Source organism: Klebsiella sp. HC6 (assembly GCF_022605325.1).
Classification (GTDB): Bacteria; Pseudomonadota; Gammaproteobacteria; order Enterobacterales; family Enterobacteriaceae; genus Klebsiella; species Klebsiella terrigena.
In genome coordinates this window covers 1,271,633-1,297,159 of sequence record NZ_CP093276.1, presented here as the reverse complement: position 1 = coordinate 1,297,159, position 25,527 = coordinate 1,271,633, and the positions used below count along the sequence as shown (strand labels likewise).

The window sequence follows — 25,527 nt, the reverse complement described above, 5'->3', positions numbered from 1 at the left end:
GTGCCTCAGGGCTGGCGCCTGGCGCGCGCGCCGAACAGCAGCGCCGCCATCACCGGAACCAGCGAGCCCCAGAGTACGGCGTTCCAGCCGAAAAGGTTCATTAGCGCGCCGGAGGCGAAGGCCCCCACCATCATCACGCCGAAGACGATAAAGTCGTTCAGCGACTGCACCTGGGTTTTCTCTTCCGGACGATGGAAATCCATAATCTGCGTCGAGGCGCCGGTGAAGCCGAAGTTCCAGCCGATGCCCAGCAGAATGAGCGATACCCAGTAGTGCATTACCTCGGTGCCGGCCAGCCCAACCAGCACCGACAGCGCGAGAAGCGCCAGCCCCGCCGCGTTAATGCGCCCGGCGCCGAAGCGGGCGATAAGCCTGCCGGTAAAAAAGCCGGGACCGTACATCGCCACCACGTGCCACTGAATGCCGAGGTTCGACGCCTGCTGTGAAATCCCGTGCAGGTGCATGGAGAGCGGCGCGGCGGTCATCAGGAAGTTCATCACCATATAGGCCACCGCCCCGCTGAATACCGTGCGGGCAAACCCCGGCTGGCGCACGATCTCCCCGAGCGGACGGCCGCCGCTCTTCGCCTGGGCTACCGGCTCTGCGGACTTGACCCCCAGCAGCACCAGCGCCGACACCGCCGCCACCGCGCCCTGGGCAAGAAAGGTCATGGCGAAGGTATGCGCCGGCCACAGGTTCATCGTCCCGGTCACCAGCATCGGGCCAATCACCCCGGCGGCCACGCCGCCGCCCATCACCAGCGACAGCGCCCGGGCGCGGCGCTCGACGCCGACGCCGTCGGTGGCGGCAAAGCGAAACGAGACCGCCACCGCCGCGTAGGCGCCGCCCAAAAATGCCGCCACGCAGAAGAGCCAGAAGGAGCCGGTCACCACCGCCAGAGCGGCCAGCAGGCCGGTCAGAACCCCGGCGCCGGTGCCCAGCATAAATACCGCCTGGCGCCCGCGCTTTCTGGCAAGAAAGCCAAAGGGTAAAATGCAGGCCGCCATCCCAAGGACGAAAATGGCGATCGGCAGCGTGGCAAGGGCGCGATCCGGGGCAATGGCGTTGCCGACAATCGCCCCGGTGGCGTAAAAGACCACCGAGTTGGCCCCCGCCAGCGCCTGGGCGGTCGCCAGGCGGATGATATTGTTGTTCTGTTGCCTGACGGGCAGGGTTATCTCAGCGTTCATCAATTCTCGTTATCCGGTTTCGCTGCGCAGCGTGTAAACAGCCACTTTACCCGGCAACGAGACAATCGCCACCGCCTATTCGTGAATTTTCCACTTCTGCTTGAGCACATTTTTATCCTGGCTATCCAGCCAGCGGTTGACCTTCTCCAGCAGCGGCTGATTATCCTTTTTCATCATGTAGACCTTAAAGCTGGCGGTTCCCGGGAAGGGCTGCTCGTTGGCGACGCAAAAGACCCCGGGCTCTTTGTTCTGGTAATAGATGCCCTCAATCAGGTCGGTCACCATCATGTCGGCGGTTTTCTGCCGCAGCGCTTCAAGGTTATCGACGTTGTTTTTCACCCGGATGATCTGCGCATGTTTAATATGCGCATCGACGTAGCTTTGGTTGGTACCGCCGGGGTTCACAATCACCTTCACGTTCGGCCGATCGATTTTTTCGAGGCTCCCCAGCGCCGGCGCCGCCATGCAGCTGGCGAGGGCAATTTTGCCGTTGGCAACCACCGGATGGCTGAGGGCGAAATCTTTCGCCCGCTCCGGCGTCTCGGTGACGCCGCCCATGGCGATATCAAACTTATCGGCCTGCAGATCGCCCGACAGCGTCGGCCAGCTGGTCTGCACGAACGTCACCTTAAGCCCCAGCTTCTCGCCAAGATCTTTGGCCATATCAACGTCATAGCCGAGCAGCTCGCCGACGCCGTTCTGAAACGCCAGCGGGGCGTAATCTCCCGGCACGCCGACCTTCAGCTCGCCGCTTTGCTGAATTGTTTGCATATCACGTGCCAGGCTGCTGCAGGCAATGCTCGCCAGCGCCAGGGCAATACAAACCTTAACCTTCATACCATCATCCTTATTAATTAGTCAGTTATGTTAATTGTGCGCGCCCGTTGCCCGCCGTTTTTCTCTATTCGTTCGCGGGCATTAATGACAGCTTTGTTAACCATATGTTTTCTTTTTGTGATGCACAACCAGGAAATGTTGCACCTTCTTTGTGCATATTTTGCTGAAAATCTACGCTCATAGTTCGCCTGCCTCCACTCTTTTCCCCGTCATACCGCAAACGACGGTGTTCCGTAATAGATGGCATGCATCGTGCTTTGTTATCTGAGTAACAGCGCAATGATTTATGAGAACCCAATATCACCGGGAGTGAGGATGAACGAGAGTAGCGACGAGCTGTTTCGCACCATTGAAGCGACCTTCAGCCAGCTGACGCCTAGCGAGAAGCGCATCGGCAGCTGGCTGCTGAGCCATCGTCAGCATATCCCCTTTGAGACCGCGGACAGCATTGCCCAGGCAACCGGCACCAGCGGGATCACCGTCGGACGCTACCTGCGCAAGCTGGGCTACCGCAACCTCGATGATGTTAAAAACAGCCTGAAGGATCGCGCGCCGGTGCCCTATAGACACTGGGGCGTCATCGATCGCCTCGACTCCTGGGCGCAGCAGCAGGCGCAGCCCGACCGCGCCAGCCTGTCGCTGCAGATGGAGCTCGACGCTATCCGCTACGTCTACCAGCTGGCGCAGGAGGAGACCTTCGCCCGCATCAGCGAGCGGATTGCGCGAGCCGACGCGGTGATTGTGATCGGCATTCAGTCCACGCGCGGTCTTGCCAACACTTTTTTTAGCCACCTCGAATATCTGCGCCCGCGGGTGACCTACGCCGACGGCAGCTCCGGCAGCTGGCTGGAGGCGCTGAACTCCGAATATGAGCATCCCTACGTGGTGATCACCGATACCCGCGCCTACTCCAGCACCGCCCGCCAGTTCTGCCGGGTGGCCGCAGAGCGGCGCATCGCCACCGCGCTGGTGACCGATATCTGGTGCCCGTGGGCCCGCGACTATCCGCTCGATCTGCTGCAGGTCAAAACCGATACCGGCCACTTTTGGGATTCGCTCGCGCCGATCGGCTGCCTTTTCAACCTGCTGCTCTCGGCGGTGGTCGAGCGGCTCGGCCCGTCGCTGTCGCAGCGGCTGGCCGAGAACCGGGCGCTGCAGCAGGAGTTTGGTCAATTTGAACGTGAATAAGCGCCTGCTCGCCAGGCTCCAGGACAGGAAATAACAGATGAATCAGCAAGTCACCCTGGTCGATATCCGCGCGCGGTTTCCGGCGCTGGCTATCGATCTCAAGTACGCCAGCGCCGATAACATTACCGGCCAGCCTATCTATGCCGAAGCCCGCTGCCTGCTGCACCCGGACGCGGCGGCGGCGCTGGAGAAGTCTCTGAGCATCGCCCGCCTGGCGGGCCTGCATCTGCAGGTTCTCGATGCCTATCGTCCGCAGCAGGCTCAGCAGCTGCTGTGGAACGCCTGTCCGAACCAGGACTATGTGGTGCCGATTGCGCTGGGGTCGAACCACAGCCGCGGTACCGCTATTGATGTGACATTAATCGACGAAAACGGCCAGCCGCTGGATATGGGCACCGCCTTCGACGAGATGGACGATCTCTCTCACCCTTACCACCCGGCGGTTCCCCCCGCCGCTCAGCGTAACCGCCTGCTGCTGAACGCCGTGATGTTTGGCGGCGGCTTTAAGGGTATTTCCACGGAATGGTGGCATTTCGAACTACCGGACGCGGCCGGTTATCCGCTCCTTGATGATGTTTTTGCCTGCCTGGCTCCCGCTAAGACTGACGGAGTAATTCCATGAAAATGATTCGTACCCCCTTAACCGGTTTTCGTCCGCTGCTGCTGGCCGTCGCGCTGGCCGCCGCCGTTGCGCCGGCCTATGCCGCGGTCCCCAAAGATATGCTGGTGATCGGTAAAGCCGCCGACCCGCAGACTCTCGATCCGGCCGTGACCATCGATAACAACGACTGGACGGTCACCTACCCGGCCTATCAGCGGCTGGTGAAATACAAAACCGATGACGGGAAAGGTTCGACGGACGTCGAGGGCGAGCTGGCGGAGAGCTGGCAGGTCTCCGATGACGGTAAAACCTGGACCTTTACGCTGCACAAAAGCATGCAGTTTGATGACGGCTCGCCGGTGACCGCCGAGGCGGTCAAGCTCTCGTTCGAACGCCTGATGCGCATTAAGCAAGGTCCTTCGGAAGCCTTCCCGAGCGGGTTGAAAATTGATGCCGTCGATCCCACCACGGTCCGCTTCACCCTGCCGGAGCCATTCGCCCCGTTCCTGCACACCCTCGCCAACGACGGCGCGTCGATCGTCAACCCGGCGGTGCTGAAGGCCAACGCCGCCGACGACGCCCGCGGCTGGCTGGCGGAGCACACCGCCGGCTCCGGCGCCTATATGCTGCAGCGCTGGCAGAAAGGCCAGCAGCTGGTGCTGGTGCCCAACCCGCACTACGCCGGCATTAAGCCGGTCTTTAAGCGGGTCACGGTGAAGATTATCGGCGAAAGCTCCGCCCGCCGCCTGCAGCTGACCAAGGGCGATCTGGATATTGCCGACGCGCTGCCGGTAGACCAGTTCGCGGCGCTGAAAAAAGAGGATAAGGTTGCGGTGTATGACTATCCGGCGCTGCGCGTCACCTACCTGTACCTCAACAACGGCAAGGCGCCGATGAATCAGGTCGATCTCCGCCGCGCCGTCTCCTGGGCCACCGACTATAAAGGGATGGTCAACGGCATTCTCGGCGGCAACGGCAAGCAGATGCGCGGCCCGATCCCGGACGGCATGTGGGGCTATGACGCCAGCGCTATGCAGTACTCCCTCGATATGGACAAAGCCAAAGCCGCGCTGGAAAAAGTGGCGGATAAGCCCAAAACCCTGTCGTTCCTCTACTCCGATAATGACCCTAACTGGGAGCCTATCGCCCTCTCCACCCAGGCGAACCTGCAGGCGCTCGGTATCCCGGTGAAGCTCGAAAAGCTGGCTAACGCCACCATGCGCGAGCGGATTGGCAAAGGGGATTACGACATCGCCATCGGCAACTGGAGCCCGGATTTCGCCGACCCCTATATGTTCATGAACTACTGGTTTGAGTCGGATAAGAAAGGGCTCCCGGGCAACCGTTCATTCTACGAGAACCCGCAGGTTGACGCCCTGCTCAAGAAGGCGGTCTCCACCGCCGATCAGGCGCAGCGAACCGCGGATTATCAGGCGGCGCAGAAAACGGTGATCGATGAGGCCGCCTACGTCTATCTGTTCCAGAAAAACTATCAGGTGGCGATGAACAAAGAGGTCAAAGGCTTCGTCTTTAACCCGATGCTCGAGCAGATCTTCAATATTGCCGAGATGCACAAATAGCGGGCCGCACCTTAACCTTGTGATGCCGGGCAGCCATCGGCCCGGCAGAGGACGTCATGATGAGTTTCTGGGGTTTACTACGACAACGCAGCTGGGGGCTGATCCTCGTCGTCGCCGGCGTATGCGCGATCACCTTTATTATTTCGCACCTTATTCCCGGCGACCCGGCGCGGCTGCTGGCGGGCGATCGCGCGAGCGACGAGATCGTGCGCCATATTCGCCAGCAGCTGGGGCTGGATTTACCGCTCTGGCAGCAGTTTTTGCACTACGTCAACGCCCTGCTGCACGGCGACCTCGGCACCTCTATCCGTACCGGGCGCCCGGTGCTAGAGGATCTGAAAACCTTTTTCCCCGCAACGCTGGAGCTGGCGATATGCGCGCTGTTTATCGCCCTGGTGGTCGGCATTCCGCTCGGCGTGCTCTCGGCGGTGTACCGCAACCGCTGGACCGATCATCTGGTGCGCCTGATGGCGCTGACCGGGATTTCCACCCCGGCGTTCTGGCTGGGGCTGGGGGTGATCGTTCTGTTTTACGGCAAGCTGAACTGGCTGCCGGGCAGCGGACGACTTGACGACTGGTTTGACCCGCCGACCCACGTGACCGGTTTCTACCTGATCGACTCGCTGCTGGAAGGCAACCTCGAGGTGTTCTTTAACGCCCTTCAGCATCTGATTCTGCCGGCCACCACCCTGGCTTTCGTCCACCTGGGAATTGTTGCCCGCCAGATTCGCTCGGCGATGCTGGAGCAGCTCAGCGAAGATTACATCCGCACCGCGCTGGCCAGCGGCCTGCCGAAGTGGACCATCGTGATGCGCTACGCGCTGCCCAATGCGCTGATCCCCTCGGTCACCGTGCTCGGGCTGGCGCTGGGGGACCTGCTGTACGGCGCGGTGCTGACCGAAACCGTCTTCGCCTGGCCCGGGATGGGCGCCTACGTGGTCTCCTCCATTCAGGCGCTCGATTTCCCGGCGGTGATGGGGTTCGCCGTGGTGGTGTCGTTTGCCTACGTGCTGGTCAACCTGCTCGTTGACCTGCTCTATTTGTGGATAGACCCGCGTATGGGTCGGGGAGAAAGCTAAGTGATGATGACCCAGGAAAGCCCCGGCGTCGGCGTGAAAATCAGCCGCAGCCACGCGTGGAAACGCCGCCTGTGGCTGGTACGTAAAAGCCCGCTGACGCTGATCGGCGGCGGCATTATGCTGATCATGCTGTTCCTGATGATCTTCTCCCCCTGGCTGGTGCCGCACGATCCTAACGCCATCGATCTCACCGCCCGCCTGCAGGCGCCGTCGGCGATCCACTGGTTTGGCACCGACGAAGTGGGCCGGGATCTGTTCAGCCGGGTGCTGATCGGCAGCCAGCAGTCGATCGCCGCCGGGCTGGCGGTGGTGCTGATCGCCGGGATCGGCGGCTCGCTGCTGGGCTGCCTCTCCGGCGTGCTGGGCGGACGCAGCGACGCGCTGATCATGCGGCTGATGGATATCATGCTGTCGATCCCTTCGCTGGTGCTGACGATGGCGCTGGCCGCGGCGTTAGGCCCCAGCCTGTTCAACGCCATGCTGGCGATCGCTATCGTGCGGATCCCCTTTTACGTGCGCCTGGCGCGCGGGCAAACGCTGGTGGTGCGCCAGCACAGCTTCGTGGAGGCCTCCGTCACCTTCGGCGCCTCCCGCTGGCACCTGATTAGCTGGCATATCCTGCGCAATGCGCTGCCGCCGCTGGTGGTGCAGGCTTCGCTGGATATCGGCAGCGCTATTCTGATGGCGGCGACGTTAGGCTTTATCGGCCTCGGCGCCCAACAGCCCACCGCCGAATGGGGGGCGATGGTGGCCAACGGTCGCAACTATGTTCTCGACCAGTGGTGGTACTGCGCCTTCCCCGGCGCCGCCATCCTGATCACCGCCGTCGGTTTTAATCTGTTTGGTGACGGGATTCAGGACTTACTGGATCCGAAGTCCGGAGGACGCAGCTAATGAATAATCGGGTTTTAACTATCGATAACGTCCGCTTAAGCTTCCCCGTCTATCAGGGCGCGGTGCACGTCCTGAACGCCGTTTCCCTGCATATCGACCGCGGCGAAATCGTTGGCGTGGTAGGCGAGTCGGGTTCGGGGAAATCCGTTACCGCAATGCTGGCGATGCGCCTGCTGCCGCCGGAGAGCTATCAGATCCACAGCGGTCAGGTGACCCTGATGGGTAACGATATCCTCGGCGCAACGGAAAAAGAGATGCGCGCTATTCGCGGCCGCAGGGTGGCGATGATTTTCCAGGAGCCGATGACCGCCCTGAACCCGACGCGGCGGATTGGCAAGCAGATGGTGGACGTTATCCGCCAGCACCGTCCGCTCTCCGCCCGCGAGGCGCGCGCCAGGGCGGCGGCGCTGCTGGCGGATATGCAGATCGCCGACCCGCAGCGGGTGATGGAGCGCTACCCGTTTGAGCTCTCCGGCGGGATGCGCCAGCGGGTGATGATCGCCATCGCCTTCTCCTGCGAGCCCGATCTGCTGATTGCCGATGAGCCGACCACCGCCCTGGACGTGACCGTCCAGCGCCAGGTTCTGCGCCTGCTAAAACAGAAGGCACAGGCCACGGGAACCGCGGTGCTGTTTATCAGCCACGATATGGCGGTGGTTTCCCAGGTCTGCGATCGGCTGTACGTGATGTACGCCGGGGCGGTTATCGAAAGCGGTTCGACCCCGCAGGTGCTGCATCATCCGCTGCATCCCTACTCCGTTGGCCTGCTGAACAGCGCCCCGGATAACGGCGAGCCACGATCGCTGCTGCAATCGATTCCCGGCACGGTGCCCAACCTCGCGCGCCTGCCGGGGGGCTGCGCCTTTCGCGAACGCTGCTTCGCCGCCGGCGAGGGCTGCGGGACGGTCCCGCTGCTGCGACCGATAGAACACACCGAACAGCAGGCGGCCTGCTGGTATCCGCAACGGGAGAACGCCCATGTCTGACAGACTATTAACGCTGAGCGATGTTCATCTTAACTTTCCGGCACGCAAGAACTGGCGCGGTAAGGTCGTCGAGCGCGTCTATGCGCTAAACGGCCTCGATATGACGGCCTATCGCGGCGAAACCCTGGGTATCGTTGGCGAATCCGGCTGCGGCAAAAGCACCCTCGCCAGGCTGCTGATGGGCATGCTCAAACCCTCTTCCGGCCGCTTCGATCGCGGTGGGGACTCCGCCACCGGGCGCGACGCCGGCAGCATGCAGATGGTCTTCCAGGATCCGCTCTCCTCGCTGGATCCGCGCCTGCCCGTCTGGCGGACCATCACCGAGCCGGTGTGGATCCAGTCCCGGCCCGGCGAGAAGGCGCGGCGCGCGCTCGCCGAGCGGCTGGCGCTGCAGGTTGGGCTACGTCCGGAGTATCTCGACCGCCTGCCGCACGCCTTTTCCGGCGGCCAGCGCCAGCGCATTGCGATCGCCCGCGCGCTGTCGGCGAAGCCGGATATTATCGTGCTGGATGAGCCCACCTCGGCGCTGGATATTTCGGTGCAGGCGCAGATCCTCAATCTGCTGGTTGAGCTGCAAAAACAGCAGAACCTGACCTTCGTGCTGATCTCGCATAACGTCTCGGTGGTGCGTCATATGAGCGACCGCGTGGCGGTGATGTATCTCGGGCAAATCGTCGAGATGGGCGAAGCGCGCCGGGTCCTCGACGCGCCGTCTCATCCCTATACCCGTCTGCTGATGGATTCGGTGCCGCGCATTGGCATGCCGCTGGGTGACGCCCCGCGCAACACCGAGCTGCCCGGCAACCGGCATCTGCCGGAGGGCTGCTATTTTCGCGAGCGCTGCCCCTTCGCCAGCGCCGGCTGTGAAAAGCCGCAGCCGCTGCGCCCGCTGGCCAACGGCAGCGCCGCCCGCTGCTGGAAGGCGGAAAGCCTTGCCTGCAGCGGCGTAAACTAAAAAAAACCGCCACCTGAACACAAGGTGGCGGTTTTTATCTGCCGGTCACAGGGCGGCGCGGCAGATATTCAGTTAAAACAGTCCTAACGGCGCGGTACCGTAGCTCACCAGCAGGTTTTTCGTCTGCTGGTAGGCGTTCAGCGCCATTTTGTGGGTTTCGCGCCCGACGCCGGACTGCTTGTAGCCGCCAAACGCCGCGTGGGCCGGGTAGACGTGGTAGCAGTTTGTCCACACGCGGCCGGCTTTAATCCCGCGCCCCATGCGATAGGCCAGGTTAGTATCGCGCGTCCAGACGCCGGCCCCGAGGCCAAACTGGGTCTCATTGGCAATCGCCAGCGCTTCCGCTTCATCTTTAAAGGTGGTGATGCCAATGACCGGGCCGAAAATCTCCTCCTGGAAGCTGCGCATATCGTTGCGCCCCTTGATCAGGGTGGGCTGAATATAGTAACCGTTATCCAGCTCCGCGGTGATGCTGGCGCGCTCGCCGCCGGTGAGGATCTGGCCGCCTTCGTCGCGGGCAATTTTAATGTACGACAGGATCTTGTCGAACTGCTGGCGCGAGGCCTGGGCGCCGATCATCGTATCGGTATCAAACGGGTCGCCGCGGCGAATCTGCGCCACTTTCGCCATCACCCGCTCCATAAACGGCTCGTAGATCGATTCATGAATAAGCGCCCGCGATGGGCAGGTGCAGACTTCGCCCTGGTTGAAGAAGCCCAGCACCAGCCCCTCCACCGCCTTCTCAATAAACTCGTCTTCGCCGTCCATCACGTCGGCAAAGTAGATGTTTGGCGACTTGCCGCCGAGCTCAACGGTGCAGGGAATAATATTCTCCGCGGCGCAGGCCATAATATGTCGGCCTACCGGCGTCGAGCCGGTGAAGGCGATTTTCGCGATCCGCTTGCTGGTCGCCAGCGCTTCGCCGGCCTCCTTGCCGAATCCCTGCACCACGTTCAGCACGCCCGGCGGGAAGATATCGCCGATAATTTCCATCAGCAGCGTAATGCTGAGCGGCGTCTGCTCTGCCGGCTTGAGCACCACGCAGTTGCCTGCCGCCAGCGCCGGCGCCAGCTTCCACGCCGCCATCAGCAGCGGGAAGTTCCACGGGATGATCTGCCCTACCACGCCCAGCGGCTCGTGGAAGTGATAGGCCACGGTGGTTTCGTCGATCTCGGCGGTGCTGCCCTCCTGCGCGCGCAGGCAGCCGGCAAAATAGCGGAAGTGATCGACCGCCAGCGGCAGATCGGCGTTGAGGGTTTCGCGAATCGGCTTCCCGTTATCCCAGCTCTCCGCTACCGCCAGGTACTCGAGGTTTTTCTGGATGCGATCGGCAACCTCCAGCAGCAGATTAGAGCGCTGCTGGACCGACGTTTTTCCCCATGCCTCTGCGGCGCGGTGCGCGGCATCGAGGGCAAAATCGATATCTTTGGCATCGGAGCGGGGAAATTGCGCAATGTCGCTCCCGTCCACGGGGGAGGTATTCATAAAGAATTCGCCGCCGAGCGGCTCGACAAACTTGCCGTCAATATAGTTGCCGTAGGCGGATTTAAGTGTCACTAACGCGCCCGGGGTGCCAGGATGAGCATAACGCATTGCAATCTCCTTCTTGTAGGGTTGAGGCGCAGCGGCGTATTGGTTTTTTGCTGTTGCCTGCTGCAGCAAGGCTATTGCAGGGGTTATGCCAGTTTTATCGCACTTTAAAATAGCAAATAAAATCAGCCAATTAACTTTCACCCCTGGTCGACGTCTCACATTCTGCGGCAGCGATGTTTGCTTCTGTGTCGCAAATCGCAACACATAAGAAACCGTAAAGCTACAATGTTGCAACATAACTCAGCCGACCATGAGGTGCTCCGTGCAAGGAAACCCGTTTACCCTCGCCCCGGAGGAAACAGCTAATCCGCTGCTCAGCGATTCGTGGTTTCGCAGCCAGCTGTATGGCCTGCAGCCCACGACGGATGACTTCCCGCGCCTGCGCTCCGGCGAGCTGGCGGATCTGCTGGCCAGCCATAGCGGGCTGCAGCAGCTCACGCAGCCGGTGGTTGGCGCCCTGTCGCGTAAAGTCGCCGACCTGCAGTCGGTGGTGATCCTCTCCGATGCCAGCGGCCTGGTGCTGCAAACCTTCGGCAATATGCACGCCATGCAGAAGGCGCAGAGCTTTGCCCTCGCGCCGGGAAATTTATGGAGCGAGAGCGGCCGCGGGACTAACGCCATCGGCACCGCGCTGGCGATTGACGACAGCTGCGAAATTGACGGCCGCCAGCATTTTCTTACCAGCAACCAGGATCTCTACTGCGCGGCCATCCCCATTCAGAGCCCTGATGGGCAAATTGCCGGCGTGCTGGATATTTCCGGGCCGGCGCATTTCCCCCATCCGCATACCCTGGGATGGGTGAAAGAGGCGGCTAAACAGATCGAGTATTTATGGGTAAAACAGAGCCTGCACCCGCAGCAGTGGCTGATGAGCCTGCACTCGCAGCCGCAGAAGCTCGACAGCGTTGAGGAGCTGCTGCTGGTCTTTTCCGATAACGTTCTCACCGCCGGCAACCGGCTGGCGATGCGCGAGCTGGGGCTCGGCAGCGAGCAGCTGGGCCACATCACCTTCCAGCAGCTCTTTCCGCTGCTGACGCAAACCGCGGTCAGCGTTCCGCTGCCGCTCACCGTGCGCCGGCAGGGCTATTACTACCGGCTACGCGCCCCCACCCGCAGCGCCGTGGCGGTGTCGGCCCCGCCCGCCGTCGACCTTCCCTTCGCCGGACCGCGCGAAGGGGAAAAAATGGTGCGCCTGCTCAACGCCGGCATCGCGCTGTGTATTGAAGGTGAAACGGGGTGTGGGAAAGAGTACGTCAGCCGTACCCTGCACCAGCATAGCCGCTGGCGCAGCGGTAAGTTTGTGGCCATCAACTGCGCCGCCATTCCCGAATCGCTGATTGAGTCAGAGCTCTTTGGCTATCAGCCGGGGGCCTTCACCGGCGCCAGTAAAAACGGCTATATCGGTAAAATCCGCGAGGCCGACGGCGGCGTGCTGTTCCTGGATGAGATTGGCGATATGCCGATGCTGCTGCAGACGCGGCTGCTGCGGGTGCTGCAGGAAAAAGAGGTCACTCCGCTCGGCGCCAGCCAAAGCACCCCGGTTAACTTCGCGGTGATCTGCGCGACCCACCGTAATCTGGCCCAGCGCGTCGCCGACGGTGAGTTTCGCGAGGATCTGTTCTATCGCCTGCGGGAATTTGCCCTCGCCATTCCGCCGCTGCGCGGCTGGCCGGCGCTGCCGGCGTTTATCCAGCGGCTATGGCAGGCGCTCGGCGCGGGGCAGCGTCGGGTGCAGCTGTCGCCGGAGCTGCTGGACAACCTCGCCCGCCAGCCCTGGCCGGGCAACGTGCGCCAGCTGCAAAGCCTGATGAAGGTCCTGCTGGCGCTGGCCGACGACGGTGCCCGCCTCGAGGTTGACGATTTGCCCGCAGAGTACCGGGCAGCGCCGGCACCCGCCGCGCCGCGCGGGCTGCAGCAGCACGATAGCCAGCTGATTGCCGATACCCTGACCACCTACAACGGTAACGTCAGTAAGGCGGCGCAGGCGCTGGGCGTGGCGCGCAGCACGCTCTATCGCCGGGCCGCGCGGTCGGGACGAAATTAATCCTCTGCGGGGCCCCGCGCCCCGCCAACGACGCAACATACCGCCATCCGCGCTGGCATCATGCGCCCCTTTATTTTAGAATAAGCTAAATTTAGACAATACTAAAATAAAGAGATGAACACGCCACAAGAGCTGCAGGTCAGCGCCGGGGAAGCCGCGGCCCTGTTAAAAGCAATGAGCAACCCCAACAGGCTGATGATTCTGTGCATGCTTTGCGACGCGCCGCACGCCAGCGCCGGCGAGCTGGCGCGGATCACCGGCCTGAGCCCCTCCGCCACCTCACAGCATCTGGCGCGTATGCGCGACGAAGGCCTCATCGACAGCAGGCGCGAGGCGCAGCGCGTCCATTACTTCATCACCGATCCTGCCGTACAGCAGATTATCGCCACGCTGAAGGCCATCTATTGCCCTTAAGGAGCCGTCATGACTATCACCGCCCTTTCTCCCGAAGAAGCCCGGACGCAAATCGCCCGGGGCGCCAGATTAATTGATATCCGCGACGCCGATGAGTATGCCCGCGAGCACATTCCCGACGCCGAGCTGGTCCCGCTCAGCGCCCTGAACGGCGGTGCGACGCTGCACGCCACCGCCGATGAGACGATTATTTTCCACTGCCAGGCCGGCTCGCGGACGCAAAACAACGCCATTCGCCTGCTGGCGGCCGCCGCTCCGGCGCAGGTCAGGCTGCTGGCCGGCGGCATTCAGGCCTGGAAGGCGGCGGGCCTGCCGGTCGCAGAAGATAAATCGCAGCCGCTGCCGCTGATGCGTCAGGTGCAGATCGCCGCCGGCGGGCTAATACTTCTCGGCGTGGTGCTGGGATACGGCTTCGGCAGCGGCTTTTTCCTGCTGAGCGCATTGGTTGGCGCCGGGCTGACCTTCGCCGGTATCACCGGCTTTTGCGGCATGGCGCGGCTGCTGGCGGTGATGCCGTGGAACCGACGCTGATATCTACCCCCTCAGGTCAGTTGTCGCATGCCGTTCGGCTGAGCTATGGTTAATATCCGCAATCGCGACGCAGGGTCACGGCAGGTAGCAGGATGAGGCGTCGGATTATTCATACAGAGGAGAGAGAGAATGTATTCACCTGGCGATCTGGTACAGCCGCGAACGGGCGGTCCAAAGCTTAAAGTGGTGGCCGTCAACGACGATCAAATTGTCGCCGTGCAGGCCAGCAACGAGCAGGGCGAGAAATTTACCCTCAAAGCGGTCGACGTTACGCCCTATACCGAAGACGGCGATTTCGGCGTTTGCTGATATTTACGGTGGGTCACCCCACCGTTATTTCCCCTGCCGCAGAGAGCCTGCTGCTGCGGGATAAATATTAAATCAGGAAGCTCTCGAGAGTTTTACCCGCGGAGATGGCCCGGGCGATCGGCTTCGGCATACGACCCTGGCCGGTCCAGGTTTTTTCCAGACCGTTAAAATCGATAAAACGATATTTTGCCGGGCGCGGCCGCCGCGCTTTCGTTCCCGGCGAGGTCTTCTGGCCCAGCAGCTCATCAGGCGTAATGCCATCGGCCATCATCAGCTCCAGCCAGGTGCTAATTTTTTCCTGATATTCAGCTCTCTGCGCATGGTCAGCCTGCTGCCGGGTACGTTTTTCTTCAGTGACGATCCTGAGCTTTTCCAGCATATCGTCAAGAGCCTCAATGGAGAATTCACGCGTCATGGCCCGCAGCGAGCGGATATTATTCAGTTTCTGTAACATTAAAGACATAAATTTTCAAAAAACTCCGGATAATAAATAAAACAAAATTACGTAGCCATATTAATATCTGAGATTATTTATTACCACCTTTAATATCCCCGTATAAATATAGAAAGATAACCCTGTTGTGAATTCATTTATACACAACCCAGGCGGCAGGCTTTTACGGGCCGGGTTCAATATAGCGCCAGCCGCTGCGAGTTATTCAGATTAGCGTAACGGCAAACCGCCCGCTGACATTACTCTTCAGGGCGCGTCGATGCGCAACAGGAATATCCCTGAGCCGCACGCCTGCTCCGTCATGCGCATATAGCGGGGATGCGTAAAGCCTTAGCATAATATCGCCAGCGGCGAAGCGCGCTACGTTGACCGGTGCCTGCATAAGCATTCATTAAAGACGAATGAAAAAAAATAACCATAACAGTATATTATGCTGAGTTATACGCCATTATACGCCAAATAAATCTAAAAGTGATGAGCGTCACGCTTCTCTGCGAAGATCGCGCTGACTAAGGAGTCCCCCATCGGCATTATCTTTTCCGCAACACAACCATAACAACACCAACACATTGATAATTAACAATAAAAATGATATCCAGCATAAAACTAACGAAACGCTCAGCGAACAGCCTTCCACAGAGTATTTTATAGACAAAAAGCCATTAAATAAAAATTTGCAGCTAGTTGCCACCTTCAAGCCAGAGATATAACCTACTCACATCATTACAGGCAGCCCAAAAACGCTATAACAGCGCGCATTTTTTGGCGTAACAGACTTTATTTTCGAGGAGCATACCGATGTTCTCTGCGCAGTCCCGCTTGCGTCATGCGGTAGCAGACACCTTTGCGATGGTCGTGTACTGCACCGTCGTAAACATGATGATCGAGATTTTCCTCTCCGGAATGACTTTTGAGCAGTCGTTATCGTCACGTCTGGTCGCTATTCCGGTAAACATTATTATTGCGGTGCCCTACGGTTTTTACCGCGACCGCGCGATGCGCCTGGCGCGCCATATCAGCCCCTCGGGCTGGATGAAGAATGTTGCCGACGTTGTCGCCTATGTGACCTTCCAGTCGCCGGTGTACGTCGCGATTCTGTTTGTGGTGGGTGCCGACTGGCATCAGATTGCCGCGGCGGTGAGTTCGAATATCGTCGTTTCAATGCTGATGGGCGCGGCGTATGGCTACTTTCTTGATTACTGCCGCCGCCTGTTCCGCGTCAGCGCCTACCGCCAGGCCAAAGCCTGAGCCGATGACCAACCAGCGACTGGCCCGCGCCAGTCGCTCACTGCATCCACTTCCTTGTTATCATCCCCCAGCGGCAATTTGCCCGCACGTTAATGCGCAAATCCGCCGGTTAACTGTGGGTCAACTATGGGACATCGTCGGCTGCGCTTCGCCAAATAAGCCACTCAGAAAGCGCTCAAGCGCAATACGTGAGCTGAATCCGTGTGGAATACCATAATGCTGCTGCGCATCACCGGCTAAATAGAGCGGGAACTGCTCGTAATGATCGCAGGTCTTGATATCCGAAGCGGGGTCCGCCAGCGTATTGCTGCGCTCTTTCAGCGCCGGATGAATAATTAAAGCGGTACGCCCCATGCGCGCTTCGCGGTTCACATAAACATAATTATCGCCACGGCGATAGCCGTACGCTTTTTGCGTCACAACATCCATGGTGAAGCCGGCTTTTTCAAGAACACGCGCCACCTCATCGGGTCTTAAATACATACTCATTCCTCGTTATCTTTTACCGCACATTTACCTTACCTTATTCTTGATTGGCAGGGCTTTCGGAAAATTCCAGAAACCACGATTTAAAGCATAATTCAAAATCTTGTCCTACACTTAATTGCTCTACCCTAAATAATTCTGGTTGCAATACGACAGCAGCGTAGGCACAACCTCAAGTATGGCGGGTATCGATGATATTAAGGGAGAAATCAATGGCCAACCGTGTGAATCGCAACAATGTAGATGAAAGCGCTGAGGATATTCATAACGATGTCAGCCAATTAGCGGATACGCTGGAAGAAGTGCTGAAATCCTGGGGCAGCGATGCAAAAGACGAAGCGGACGCTGCGCGCAAAAAGGCGCAGGCATTGCTGAAAGAGACCCGCGCACGCATTAACGGTAACAACCGCGTACAGCAGGCCGCGCGTGACGCCGCCGGCTGCGCCGATACCTACGTGCGTGACAAACCCTGGCAGAGCGTCGGCGCCGCCGCCGCCGTTGGGCTATTTATTGGCGTATTGCTGAATTTACGTCGATAATATAAACGTACGACGAAGATAACAAATACGCGTCAACCCCTGTATGCCGTCGGTATGCAGGGGTTTTTTATTTCTCACCGCCGCGTACGGCCTGCCCGAGCTGGCGCACGAGATCAGCGGCCATCTCCGGGGAGGTCAGATTGGTAAAACTCACCAGCAGCCCTCCCTCACCGCGGCTCTGCATCCGCCAGTCGCTCAGCGCCTGAACGTCCAGCCCGGCCTCTCTTGCCCGCCGCGCCAGCAGCCGGTCGTCGCCGCGCGTCGCAATCACCAGCTGAATGCCGCCCAGCTGCGGAACCACCGCAAAGCCGGCGGCCGCCAGCGCCGACTCCAGCCACTGACGGCGCAGGGCGTAGCTGGCGCGCATTTTTTTCAGATGGCGCCAGAAATGACCTTCCTGAATAAAATCGGCCAGCGTCTGCTGCCACAGCGTCGGAACGCTGCAGCTCATCAGCTCCGCCTGGCGACGAAATGCGGCAACCTGCGGCGGGGGAACCACCAGCCACGCGGCGCGCAGCGCGGGAAAGAGTGATTTGCTGAACGTTCCGCAGTAGATCACGCGCTGCGGGGCATCGAGGCTTTTCAGCGGCGGCAGCGGCTTGCCCCGATAGCGAAATTCGCTATCGTAATCATCTTCGATAATCCAGCCGTCGTTTTGCGCCGCCCAGGCCAGCAGCTGCCTGCGCCTCTCAAGCGAGAGCGCAACGCCGGTCGGGCTTTGGTGAGCGGGCGTCAGCAGCGCGAAGTGCGCCTTTGGAAAGCAGCGCAGCGCGTGCGCTACATCCATTCCTTCATCATCGACCGGGACCGGATTAATGACCACATTTTGCCCCGTGACCACCGGACGGATCAGCGGAAAGCCGGGGTCTTCCATCCACATGGCCTGCCCGGGCCGCGCCAGGGTGCGCAGGATCAGCGTCATCGATGCGGCATAGCTGCCGGTCACCAGCACCTGCTCCGGCTGGCACTCAATGCTGCGCGAGAGGCGGAGATAATCGACAATCGCCCGGCGAAGGATCGGTTCACCGCAGGGCTCTCCCGGCGCCAGATCGAAACGGGTTTGCGTGCGCAGCCGTCGGCCCATCACCCGCGCCCACAGGCCGCGCGGGAAAAGATCCAGCGCCGGCAGGCCCATTTTAAACGGCAGGGGCGCTGTCGGCTCGCTGCCGGCCGCCAGACGCGTCGGCGCCGCCTGCTGCGGGCTGAGGCGCTCGCTGACGAAGGTTCCCGCCTGGCCACGCCGCTCAAGCCATCCCTGAGCCACCAGCTCACCCCAGGCATTTTCCACCGTTGCCCGGGATACGCCGAGCTCCTGAGCGTAGACCCGGCTGGCGGGCAGACGGCTGCCCGGCGGCAGCTCGCCGCGCTCAATGGCGGATTTCAGCTGCCGGGCGATACGCTGATAGTGTGGCGCTTTTTTGGCTTCCATTATGGTCTGCTTTTTTCATTAAAATATGGCTATCTTTTGCAGTCCATTATAGTGCTATTTTGGCTGCCGTCTTAGAGACTATCTCGCCCGACGTCGCCGTTGACGTCCGCCCGGGCCCGCCGCGGGATCCCGTGCAGCCTAAGGGATAGCTCTTCATGTGGAGAGAAAAATGAACACACTGCGTCAGCCCTATAACGAACTGAGTCCGGAAGTCTATAACGCGCTGGTACAGGCGAAAGTTGCGCTGGAAAAAAGCGCGCTCGACGGCACGCTGCTGGAGCTGGTTTACCTGCGCGTTTCGCAGATAAACGGCTGCGCCTTCTGCCTCGAGATGCACAGTAAAGCGCTGAGAAAATCCGGCGTCGCCCAGGGCCGCCTCGACGCGCTGGCCGGCTGGCGGGTAAGCGCCCACTTTGATGCCGCGGAGCGCGCAGCGCTGGCGTGGGCCGAATCGGTAACCCACATCGCCAGCAGCCATGCGGAAGATGAGGTTTATCTGCCGCTGCTGGATCATTTTAGCCCGCGTCAAATAAGCGATTTAACCTTCGCCATCAGCCTGATGAACGCCTTTAATCGCCTTGCCGTCAGCATGCGCCTGTAGTTTTACGCCCGACCGCCCCCGCCCTCACGGGATCGCTCCCTGGGGGTTTTTCTTATTTTAAAACGCTATATATTGCGTGGTTGAACTTTTTGACAACTACATCTAGTATTTCCTGAACAGTTAACCGATACCAACCGCTGCGCTTTTTGGCGCCGTTCTGTTATCTTAAATGGAAATACGAATCATGCGCATTACTATTTACACTAAAAATGACTGCGTTCAGTGCCATGCGACCAAGCGCGCCATGGAGAGCCGCGGGTTTGCCTTCGAGATGGTCAACATCGAGCACCATCCCGACGCCGCAGAGATGCTGCGCGAGCAGGGCTTTCGCCAGCTGCCGGTGGTGATTGCCGGCGAGACCCGCTGGTCCGGCTTCCGTCCGGATATGATTAATCGCCTGCGTCCCGTCGCGGCGGCGAGCGCATGAGCCTCATCGTCTACTTCTCCAGCAGCTCCGAAAATACGCATCGGTTCGTCCAGCGTCTGGGGCTGCCCGCGGTGCGCATTCCGCTTAACGAGCGGGAGCGGATCCAGGTAGACGAACCCTATATCCTCATCGTCCCCAGCTACGGCGGCGGCGGAACCGCAGGCGCCGTGCCGCGCCAGGCGATCCGCTTTTTAAACGATCCCCACAATCGTCAGTTAATTCGTGGCGTCATCGCCGCAGGCAACCGCAACTTTGGCGACGCCTACGGCCGGGCCGGCGACGTTGTCGCGCAGAAATGCAGCGTGCCGTACCTCTATCGCTTTGAGCTGATGGGCACCCCACAAGATGTCGACAACGTGCGTAAAGGAGTAAGCGAATTTTGGCAACAACAACCGCAGAACGTCTAACCATAGAGGCGCCGGATTTCCACGCCCTCAACGCCATGCTGAATCTGTACGACAGCAGCGGGCGGATCCCGTTTGACAAGGACCGCCAGGCGGTGGACGCCTTTATGGCAACCCACGTCGAGGCTAACACCGTCTCTTTCGCCAGCCAGAACGATAAGCTGGAGTGGCTGGTGGCCGAAGGCTACTACGACGCCGGCGTGCTGGAGAGCTACGACCGCAGCTTTGTGCTGGCGCTCTTTGCCCACGCCGAGCGCCATAATTTTCGCTTCCAGACCTTTCTCGGCGCCTGGAAGTTCTACACCAGCTATACGCTGAAAACCTTCGACGGCAAACGCTACCTTGAACATTTCGCCGATCGCACCTGCATGGTGGCGCTGAGCCTGGCGCAGGGCGACGAAACCCTGGCCCGCCAGCTGACCGATGAGATCCTGAGCGGGCGCTTCCAACCGGCGACCCCCACCTTCCTTAACGCCGGCAAGCAGCAGCGCGGGGAGCTGGTTTCCTGCTTCCTGCTGCGTATCGAAGACAACATGGAGTCGATTGGCCGGGCGGTGAACTCGGCGCTGCAGCTCTCAAAGCGCGGCGGCGGCGTGGCGTTTTTGCTGTCGAACCTGCGCGAAGCCGGGGCGCCGATTAAGCGCATCGAGAACCAGTCCTCGGGGGTGATCCCGGTGATGAAAATGCTGGAAGATGCCTTCTCCTACGCCAACCAGCTCGGCGCGCGCCAGGGCGCCGGGGCGGTCTATCTGCACGCGCATCATCCGGATATCCTGCGCTTCCTCGACACCAAGCGCGAAAACGCCGATGAGAAAATCCGCATCAAAACCCTGTCGCTCGGCGTCGTTATCCCGGACGTCACCTTCCAGCTGGCGAAAGACGACGCGCAGATGGCGCTGTTCTCGCCCTACGACGTCGAGCGGCTGTACGGTAAAGCGTTTGGCGATATCGCCGTCAGCGAGATGTACCCGCAGCTGGTCGCCGACGAGCAGGTCAGCAAGCGCTGGATCCGCGCCCGCGATCTGTTCCAGCGGCTGGCGGAGATTCAGTTTGAGTCCGGCTATCCGTACATCATGTTTGAAGATACCGTCAACCGCGCCAACCCGATTGCCGGACGGGTCAACATGAGCAACCTGTGCTCGGAAATTTTGCAGGTCAACACCCCCTCGACCTTTGACGAAAACCTCGATTACGCCAGCGTCGGCCAGGATATCTCCTGCAATCTCGGCTCGTTAAATATCGCCCATACCATGGATTCGCCCGACTTTGCCCGCACGGTTGAAGTCGCCATTCGCGGCCTGACGGCGGTATCCGATATGAGCGACATTCGTTCGGTGCCTTCGGTGGCGGCGGGTAACGCGGCCTCTCACGCCATCGGGCTGGGGCAGATGAATCTGCACGGCTATCTGGCGCGGGAGGGCATCGCCTACGGCAGCCCGGAGGGGCTGGACTTCACCAACCTCTATTTTTACACCGTGACCTGGCATGCGCTGCACACCTCGATGCTGATGGCGCGCGAGCGCGGCCAGCGTTTCGCCGGCTTCTCGCAATCGCGCTACGCCAGCGGGGAGTATTTCCAGCAGTATCTGCAGGGCGACTGGCAGCCGAAAACGACGAAAGTCCGCGAGCTGTTCGCCCGCGCCGGTATTGCCCTGCCCGATCGCCAAATGTGGCAGCAGCTGCGCGAGGACGTGATGCGTTACGGGATCTATAACCGCAATCTGCAGGCGGTGCCGCCCACCGGCTCGATCTCCTATATCAACCACGCGACCTCGAGCATCCATCCGATCGTCTCGAAGATAGAGATCCGCAAAGAGGGCAAGACCGGGCGGGTTTACTATCCGGCCCCGTTTATGACCAACGACAACCTGGCCCTGTACCAGGACGCGTATGAGATTGGCCCGCAAAAAATTATCGACACCTACGCCGAGGCCACGCGACATGTCGATCAGGGGCTCTCTTTAACGCTCTTTTTCCCCGATACCGCCACCACCCGCGATATCAACCGGGCGCAAATTTACGCGTGGAAAAAAGGCATTAAGACGCTCTACTACATCCGCCTGCGCCAGCTGGCGCTGGAAGGTACTGAAATTGAGGGCTGCGTGTCCTGCGCGCTGTAAGGAGAACCCGATGACCCATCTATCGCGCATTAGCGCCATTAACTGGAATAAGATTCAGGACGACAAGGACCTGGAGGTGTGGAACCGCCTGACCAGCAACTTCTGGCTGCCGGAGAAGGTGCCGCTGTCCAACGATATCCCCGCGTGGCAGGCCCTCAGCCCGATGGAGCAGCAGCTGACCATCCGCGTTTTCACCGGCCTGACGCTGCTCGATACCATTCAGAATACCGCCGGCGCGCCGGCGCTGATGAACGACGCCCTCACCCCGCACGAGGAGGCGGTGATGTCGAATATCAGCTTTATGGAGGCGGTGCACGCCCGCTCCTACAGCTCGATTTTCTCCACCCTGTGCCAGACCAGGGACGTCGACGCCGCCTACGCCTGGAGCGAAGAGAACGCCCCGCTTCAGCGCAAAGCCGAGCTGATGCTGGAGTATTACCGGGCGGACGAGCCGCTGAAGAAGAAAATCGCCAGCGTCTTCCTCGAATCCTTCCTCTTCTATTCCGGATTCTGGCTGCCGATGTACTTCTCCAGCCGCGGCAAGCTGACCAACACCGCCGATCTGATTCGCCTGATCATCCGCGACGAGGCGGTGCACGGCTATTACATCGGCTACAAATATCAAAAGGGGCTGGAAAAAGTCAGCGCCGAAAAGCGGGAGGAGCTGAAGAATTTCGCCCTCGACCTGCTGATGGATCTCTACGATAACGAGCTGGCCTACACCCAGCAGCTGTACGCCGAAAGCGGCTGGGCTGAGGAGGTCACGGCCTTCCTGTGCTACAACGCCAACAAGGCGCTGATGAACCTGGGCTATGAGGCGCTGTTCCCGGCGGAAATGGCCGCGGTCAATCCGGCGATCCTCGCCGCGCTCTCGCCAAACGCCGATGAAAACCACGACTTTTTCTCTGGCTCAGGATCGTCCTACGTGATGGGTAAAACGGAAGAAACCGCCGACGCCGACTGGGACTTTTAACCTTACTTTCACCAGGAATATATTCACTCGATTCCTGGTGATCTATTTCACATTATTTCTATTCATCACACCATTATCCGTTCTGCTATTCTCGCGAAATCTTCCTGTCATATTCAGCCCAAACTCCGCAGTTTTGCCAATAATTACCAGGAGAATATTAAAAATATTACCGGTGCGAAATCAACGCTCAGCCCTTATATCACGGGGAATGCGCGGCATTGCTGCCGCGCCATATCCTCCCGCCGCGGACATTGAGGGTTGTCACAGAATCTGAGTATGTTAGGGTGTAAACAGGTAAATATCTCCACCAGGTACTATATCGACATAATACAAATAACGGGAAACTCTCTATTGCATGGCAATTAAATTAGAAATAAAGAATCTCTATAAGATATTTGGCGAGCATCCGCAGCGAGCGTTCAAATATATTGAAAAAGGATTTACTAAAGAACAACTGCTGGAAAAAACGGGGCTTTCACTTGGCGTAAAAGACGCCAGTCTGACCATTGAAGAAGGCGAGATATTCGTCATCATGGGGCTTTCCGGATCGGGAAAATCCACCATGGTTCGCCTTCTCAATCGCCTGATTGAACCCACCCGCGGACAGGTGCTGATTGACGGCGTCGATATCGCCAAAATTTCAGAATCCGAGCTGCGCGAGGTGCGCAGAAAAAAGATCGCAATGGTTTTTCAATCATTTGCGCTCATGCCGCACATGACCGTGCTGGACAACGCCGCCTTCGGCATGGAGCTGGCGGGCATGTCCGCCCAGCAGCGCCAGGAGAAAGCGCTGGAGGCGCTGCGCCAGGTCGGTCTGGAAAACTACGCTCACGCTTATCCGGATGAACTCTCCGGCGGGATGCGTCAACGCGTCGGCCTCGCCCGCGCGCTGGCGATTGACCCCGATATTCTGTTAATGGATGAAGCCTTCTCGGCCCTCGATCCCTTAATTCGCACCGAAATGCAGGATGAGCTGACCAAATTACAGGCCAAACATCAGCGCACCGTGGTCTTTATTTCCCACGATCTTGATGAAGCCATGCGCATCGGTGACCGGATTGCCATCATGCAAAATGGCGAAGTTATTCAGGTTGGTACTCCGGATGAAATCCTCAATAATCCGGCCAATGATTATGTGAAAACCTTCTTCCGCGGCGTCGATATTAGCCAGGTATTCAGCGCCAAGGATATTGCCCGCCGTAGCCCGGTAGGCTTAATTCGTAAAACGCCGGGCTTTGGCCCCCGTTCGGCGCTGAAATTACTCCAGGATGAAGACCGCGAATATGGCTATGTGATTGAGCGCGGTAATAAGTTTGTCGGCATTGTCTCCATTGATTCGCTGAAATCCGCGCTGAGCGAAGGTCAGGGAATTGACGCGGCGTTACTCGACTCCCCGCTGGCGGTGGATGCGCAAACGTCGCTGAGCGACCTGCTCTCCCACGTAGGCCAGGCACCGTGCGCGGTGCCGGTTGTGGATGAAGGGCAACAGTATATCGGCATCATTTCTAAACGAATGCTGCTGCAGGCTTTAGATCGCGAGGGGGCAAACAATGGCTGATCAATCTAACCCGTGGGATACCGCACCGGCGGCGGATAGCGCCGCACAATCTGCCGATGCCTGGGGCACGCCGGCCGCCGCGCCGGCCGATGGCGGCGGTGCCGACTGGCTGACCAGCGCCCCGGCGCCGCAGCCGGAACATTTCAACATTATGGACCCGTTCCATAAAACGCTGATCCCGCTCGACAGCTGGGTGACGCACGGTATCGACTGGATAGTGATGCACTTCCGCCCGCTGTTCCAGGGGATCCGCGTGCCGGTTGACTACATACTCAGCGCCTTCCAGCAGTTGCTGTTAGGGATGCCCGCGCCGGTGGCGATTGTGATATTCGCCCTGATCGCCTGGCAGATCTCCAGCGTCGGCATGGGCGTCGCCACGCTGATCTCGCTGGTGGCCATCGGCGCTATCGGCGCCTGGTCGCAGGCGATGGTCACCCTGGCGCTGGTGCTGACCGCCCTGCTGTTCTGTATGCTGATCGGCCTGCCGCTGGGGATCTGGCTGGCGCGCAGCCCGCGCGCGGCCAAAATTATTCGCCCGCTGCTCGATGCCATGCAGACCACGCCGGCGTTCGTCTACCTGGTGCCCATCGTTATGCTGTTCGGGATTGGTAACGTTCCAGGCGTGGTGGTGACCATTATCTTTGCCCTGCCGCCCATCGTGCGTCTGACCATTCTGGGTATTAACCAGGTGCCGGCGGATCTGATTGAAGCCTCGCGCTCCTTCGGCGCCAGCCCGCGCCAGCTGCTGTTTAAAGTTCAGCTGCCGCTGGCGATGCCGACCATTATGGCCGGGGTCAACCAGACGCTGATGCTGGCGCTGTCGATGGTGGTTATCGCCTCGATGATCGCCGTCGGCGGCCTCGGCCAGATGGTGCTGCGCGGGATCGGCCGCCTGGATATGGGCCTGGCAAGCGTCGGCGGCGTCGGGATTGTTATCCTCGCCATCATTCTTGACCGCCTGACTCAGGCCGTTGGGCGCGATTCGCGCAGCCGCGGCAGCCGCCGCTGGTACACCACCGGCCCGCTGGGGCTAATCACCCGTCCCTTCAGTAAATAATCATCTCATCGCCCGGCGGCATTGCGCCTG

At 59.9% G+C, this 25,527-nt stretch carries 26 protein-coding genes; 20 read left to right on the top strand and 6 right to left on the bottom strand.

The genetic code is table 11. From position 1 onward, the window contains the following. Nucleotides 1–5: 5 nt before the first annotated feature. Both MMW58_RS06295 and MMW58_RS06290 read right to left on the bottom strand, forming a co-directional pair. Nucleotides 6–1,190: an MFS transporter gene (locus MMW58_RS06295; RefSeq protein ID WP_241722934.1), complete on the bottom strand. Its 1,185-nt coding sequence runs from the start codon at nucleotides 1,188–1,190 to the stop codon at nucleotides 6–8. A gap of 75 nt (nucleotides 1,191–1,265) precedes the next feature. Next, nucleotides 1,266–2,027 carry a transporter substrate-binding domain-containing protein gene (locus MMW58_RS06290; RefSeq protein WP_241722933.1) on the bottom strand — a complete coding sequence of 254 codons (762 nt, stop codon included), beginning with the start codon at nucleotides 2,025–2,027 and terminating at the stop codon, nucleotides 1,266–1,268. A gap of 315 nt (nucleotides 2,028–2,342) precedes the next feature. On the opposite strand from MMW58_RS06290, the gene MMW58_RS06285 reads away from it, so the two are divergent. Genes MMW58_RS06285 through MMW58_RS06255 form a run of 7 tightly spaced genes read left to right on the top strand, consistent with a single transcriptional unit; the run spans nucleotide 2,343 to nucleotide 9,310 of the window. Continuing rightward, on the top strand, nucleotides 2,343–3,215 hold the full coding sequence (locus MMW58_RS06285) for a MurR/RpiR family transcriptional regulator (RefSeq protein ID WP_133600309.1): 873 nt from the start codon (nucleotides 2,343–2,345) through the stop codon (nucleotides 3,213–3,215). 37 nt (nucleotides 3,216–3,252) lie between these two features. Next, on the top strand, nucleotides 3,253–3,837 hold the full coding sequence (ddpX, locus tag MMW58_RS06280) for a D-alanyl-D-alanine dipeptidase (protein ID WP_241722932.1): 585 nt from the start codon (nucleotides 3,253–3,255) through the stop codon (nucleotides 3,835–3,837). Nucleotides 3,838–3,839: 2 nt separating this feature from the next. Then, on the top strand, nucleotides 3,840–5,396 hold the full coding sequence (locus MMW58_RS06275; protein WP_241723696.1) for an ABC transporter substrate-binding protein: 1,557 nt from the start codon (nucleotides 3,840–3,842) through the stop codon (nucleotides 5,394–5,396). A 59-nt stretch (nucleotides 5,397–5,455) separates the two neighbouring features. Then, nucleotides 5,456–6,475: an ABC transporter permease gene (locus MMW58_RS06270; protein ID WP_045857765.1), complete on the top strand. Its 1,020-nt coding sequence runs from the start codon at nucleotides 5,456–5,458 to the stop codon at nucleotides 6,473–6,475. Next, nucleotides 6,476–7,369: a D,D-dipeptide ABC transporter permease gene (ddpC, locus tag MMW58_RS06265; RefSeq protein WP_371822975.1), complete on the top strand. Its 894-nt coding sequence runs from the start codon at nucleotides 6,476–6,478 to the stop codon at nucleotides 7,367–7,369. Then, on the top strand, nucleotides 7,369–8,355 hold the full coding sequence (locus MMW58_RS06260) for an ABC transporter ATP-binding protein (protein ID WP_133600311.1): 987 nt from the start codon (nucleotides 7,369–7,371) through the stop codon (nucleotides 8,353–8,355). The genes ddpC and MMW58_RS06260 overlap by 1 nt, the downstream gene beginning before the upstream one ends. Then, a complete protein-coding gene (locus MMW58_RS06255) occupies nucleotides 8,348–9,310 on the top strand; it encodes an oligopeptide/dipeptide ABC transporter ATP-binding protein (protein ID WP_241722930.1) in 963 nt (320 codons plus the stop codon). The genes MMW58_RS06260 and MMW58_RS06255 overlap by 8 nt, the downstream gene beginning before the upstream one ends. A 72-nt stretch (nucleotides 9,311–9,382) precedes the next feature. Here the strand turns inward: MMW58_RS06255 and exaC are convergent, their stop codons facing one another. Next, nucleotides 9,383–10,903 carry an acetaldehyde dehydrogenase ExaC gene (gene exaC, locus MMW58_RS06250; protein WP_133600313.1) on the bottom strand — a complete coding sequence of 507 codons (1,521 nt, stop codon included), beginning with the start codon at nucleotides 10,901–10,903 and terminating at the stop codon, nucleotides 9,383–9,385. 262 nt (nucleotides 10,904–11,165) lie between these two features. Here exaC and MMW58_RS06245 point away from each other — a divergent pair, with 262 nt between their 5' ends. From MMW58_RS06245 to MMW58_RS06230, 4 genes are all read left to right on the top strand, one after another. Beyond that, entirely contained in the window at nucleotides 11,166–12,947 is a 1,782-nt protein-coding gene (locus MMW58_RS06245) for a sigma-54-dependent Fis family transcriptional regulator (RefSeq protein ID WP_159236119.1), read from the top strand. A 114-nt stretch (nucleotides 12,948–13,061) separates the two neighbouring features. Then, a complete protein-coding gene (locus tag MMW58_RS06240) occupies nucleotides 13,062–13,361 on the top strand; it encodes an ArsR/SmtB family transcription factor (RefSeq protein WP_241722929.1) in 300 nt (99 codons plus the stop codon). A gap of 9 nt (nucleotides 13,362–13,370) precedes the next feature. Next, nucleotides 13,371–13,892 (top strand): rhodanese family protein, encoded by a 522-nt coding sequence (locus tag MMW58_RS06235; protein WP_133600315.1) that lies wholly within the window; start codon nucleotides 13,371–13,373, stop codon nucleotides 13,890–13,892. 129 nt (nucleotides 13,893–14,021) lie between these two features. Then, nucleotides 14,022–14,201 carry a hypothetical protein gene (locus MMW58_RS06230; protein ID WP_128877381.1) on the top strand — a complete coding sequence of 60 codons (180 nt, stop codon included), beginning with the start codon at nucleotides 14,022–14,024 and terminating at the stop codon, nucleotides 14,199–14,201. Between the two features lie 67 nt (nucleotides 14,202–14,268). Here the strand turns inward: MMW58_RS06230 and stpA are convergent, their stop codons facing one another. Further along, nucleotides 14,269–14,664: a DNA-binding protein StpA gene (stpA, locus tag MMW58_RS06225; protein WP_159236120.1), complete on the bottom strand. Its 396-nt coding sequence runs from the start codon at nucleotides 14,662–14,664 to the stop codon at nucleotides 14,269–14,271. Between the two features lie 789 nt (nucleotides 14,665–15,453). Between stpA and alaE the strand changes: the two genes are divergently transcribed. Continuing rightward, nucleotides 15,454–15,903, top strand: a complete 450-nt coding sequence (gene alaE / locus MMW58_RS06220) for an L-alanine exporter AlaE (protein ID WP_041146844.1) — start codon at nucleotides 15,454–15,456, stop codon at nucleotides 15,901–15,903. A gap of 120 nt (nucleotides 15,904–16,023) precedes the next feature. Here the strand turns inward: alaE and MMW58_RS06215 are convergent, their stop codons facing one another. Continuing rightward, nucleotides 16,024–16,386: a DUF2002 family protein gene (locus MMW58_RS06215; protein WP_041146845.1), complete on the bottom strand. Its 363-nt coding sequence runs from the start codon at nucleotides 16,384–16,386 to the stop codon at nucleotides 16,024–16,026. A 215-nt stretch (nucleotides 16,387–16,601) separates the two neighbouring features. On the opposite strand from MMW58_RS06215, the gene MMW58_RS06210 reads away from it, so the two are divergent. Then, nucleotides 16,602–16,928, top strand: a complete 327-nt coding sequence (locus MMW58_RS06210) for a DUF883 family protein (RefSeq protein ID WP_041146846.1) — start codon at nucleotides 16,602–16,604, stop codon at nucleotides 16,926–16,928. A gap of 67 nt (nucleotides 16,929–16,995) precedes the next feature. Here MMW58_RS06210 and pdxR read toward each other — a convergent pair whose 3' ends face one another. Next, on the bottom strand, nucleotides 16,996–18,357 hold the full coding sequence (gene pdxR, locus MMW58_RS06205) for a MocR-like pyridoxine biosynthesis transcription factor PdxR (protein ID WP_159236122.1): 1,362 nt from the start codon (nucleotides 18,355–18,357) through the stop codon (nucleotides 16,996–16,998). A gap of 169 nt (nucleotides 18,358–18,526) precedes the next feature. Here pdxR and MMW58_RS06200 point away from each other — a divergent pair, with 169 nt between their 5' ends. The 7 genes from MMW58_RS06200 to proW all read left to right on the top strand — a co-directional run bounded on the left by MMW58_RS06200 (nucleotide 18,527) and on the right by proW (nucleotide 25,497). Continuing rightward, nucleotides 18,527–18,958, top strand: coding sequence for a carboxymuconolactone decarboxylase family protein (locus tag MMW58_RS06200; protein WP_133600318.1), 432 nt, complete (start codon nucleotides 18,527–18,529; stop codon nucleotides 18,956–18,958). A gap of 184 nt (nucleotides 18,959–19,142) precedes the next feature. Beyond that, complete coding sequence (nrdH, locus tag MMW58_RS06195; protein WP_045857739.1) at nucleotides 19,143–19,385, top strand: glutaredoxin-like protein NrdH; 243 nt, start codon at nucleotides 19,143–19,145, stop codon at nucleotides 19,383–19,385. Continuing rightward, complete coding sequence (gene nrdI, locus MMW58_RS06190) at nucleotides 19,382–19,792, top strand: class Ib ribonucleoside-diphosphate reductase assembly flavoprotein NrdI (RefSeq protein ID WP_045857737.1); 411 nt, start codon at nucleotides 19,382–19,384, stop codon at nucleotides 19,790–19,792. The genes nrdH and nrdI overlap by 4 nt, the downstream gene beginning before the upstream one ends. After that, on the top strand, nucleotides 19,765–21,909 hold the full coding sequence (nrdE, locus tag MMW58_RS06185) for a class 1b ribonucleoside-diphosphate reductase subunit alpha (protein ID WP_241722928.1): 2,145 nt from the start codon (nucleotides 19,765–19,767) through the stop codon (nucleotides 21,907–21,909). Before nrdI ends, nrdE begins: the two co-directional genes overlap by 28 nt. Before the next feature lie 10 nt (nucleotides 21,910–21,919). Next, nucleotides 21,920–22,882, top strand: a complete 963-nt coding sequence (gene nrdF / locus MMW58_RS06180; protein WP_123708537.1) for a class 1b ribonucleoside-diphosphate reductase subunit beta — start codon at nucleotides 21,920–21,922, stop codon at nucleotides 22,880–22,882. 355 nt (nucleotides 22,883–23,237) lie between these two features. Then, nucleotides 23,238–24,440 (top strand): glycine betaine/L-proline ABC transporter ATP-binding protein ProV, encoded by a 1,203-nt coding sequence (gene proV / locus MMW58_RS06175; RefSeq protein WP_133600321.1) that lies wholly within the window; start codon nucleotides 23,238–23,240, stop codon nucleotides 24,438–24,440. Further along, the gene (gene proW / locus MMW58_RS06170) at nucleotides 24,433–25,497 is read left to right on the top strand and encodes a glycine betaine/L-proline ABC transporter permease ProW (RefSeq protein ID WP_076946065.1); all 1,065 of its coding nucleotides are present in this window, start codon (nucleotides 24,433–24,435) and stop codon (nucleotides 25,495–25,497) included. Before proV ends, proW begins: the two co-directional genes overlap by 8 nt. Nucleotides 25,498–25,527: the final 30 nt, after the last annotated feature.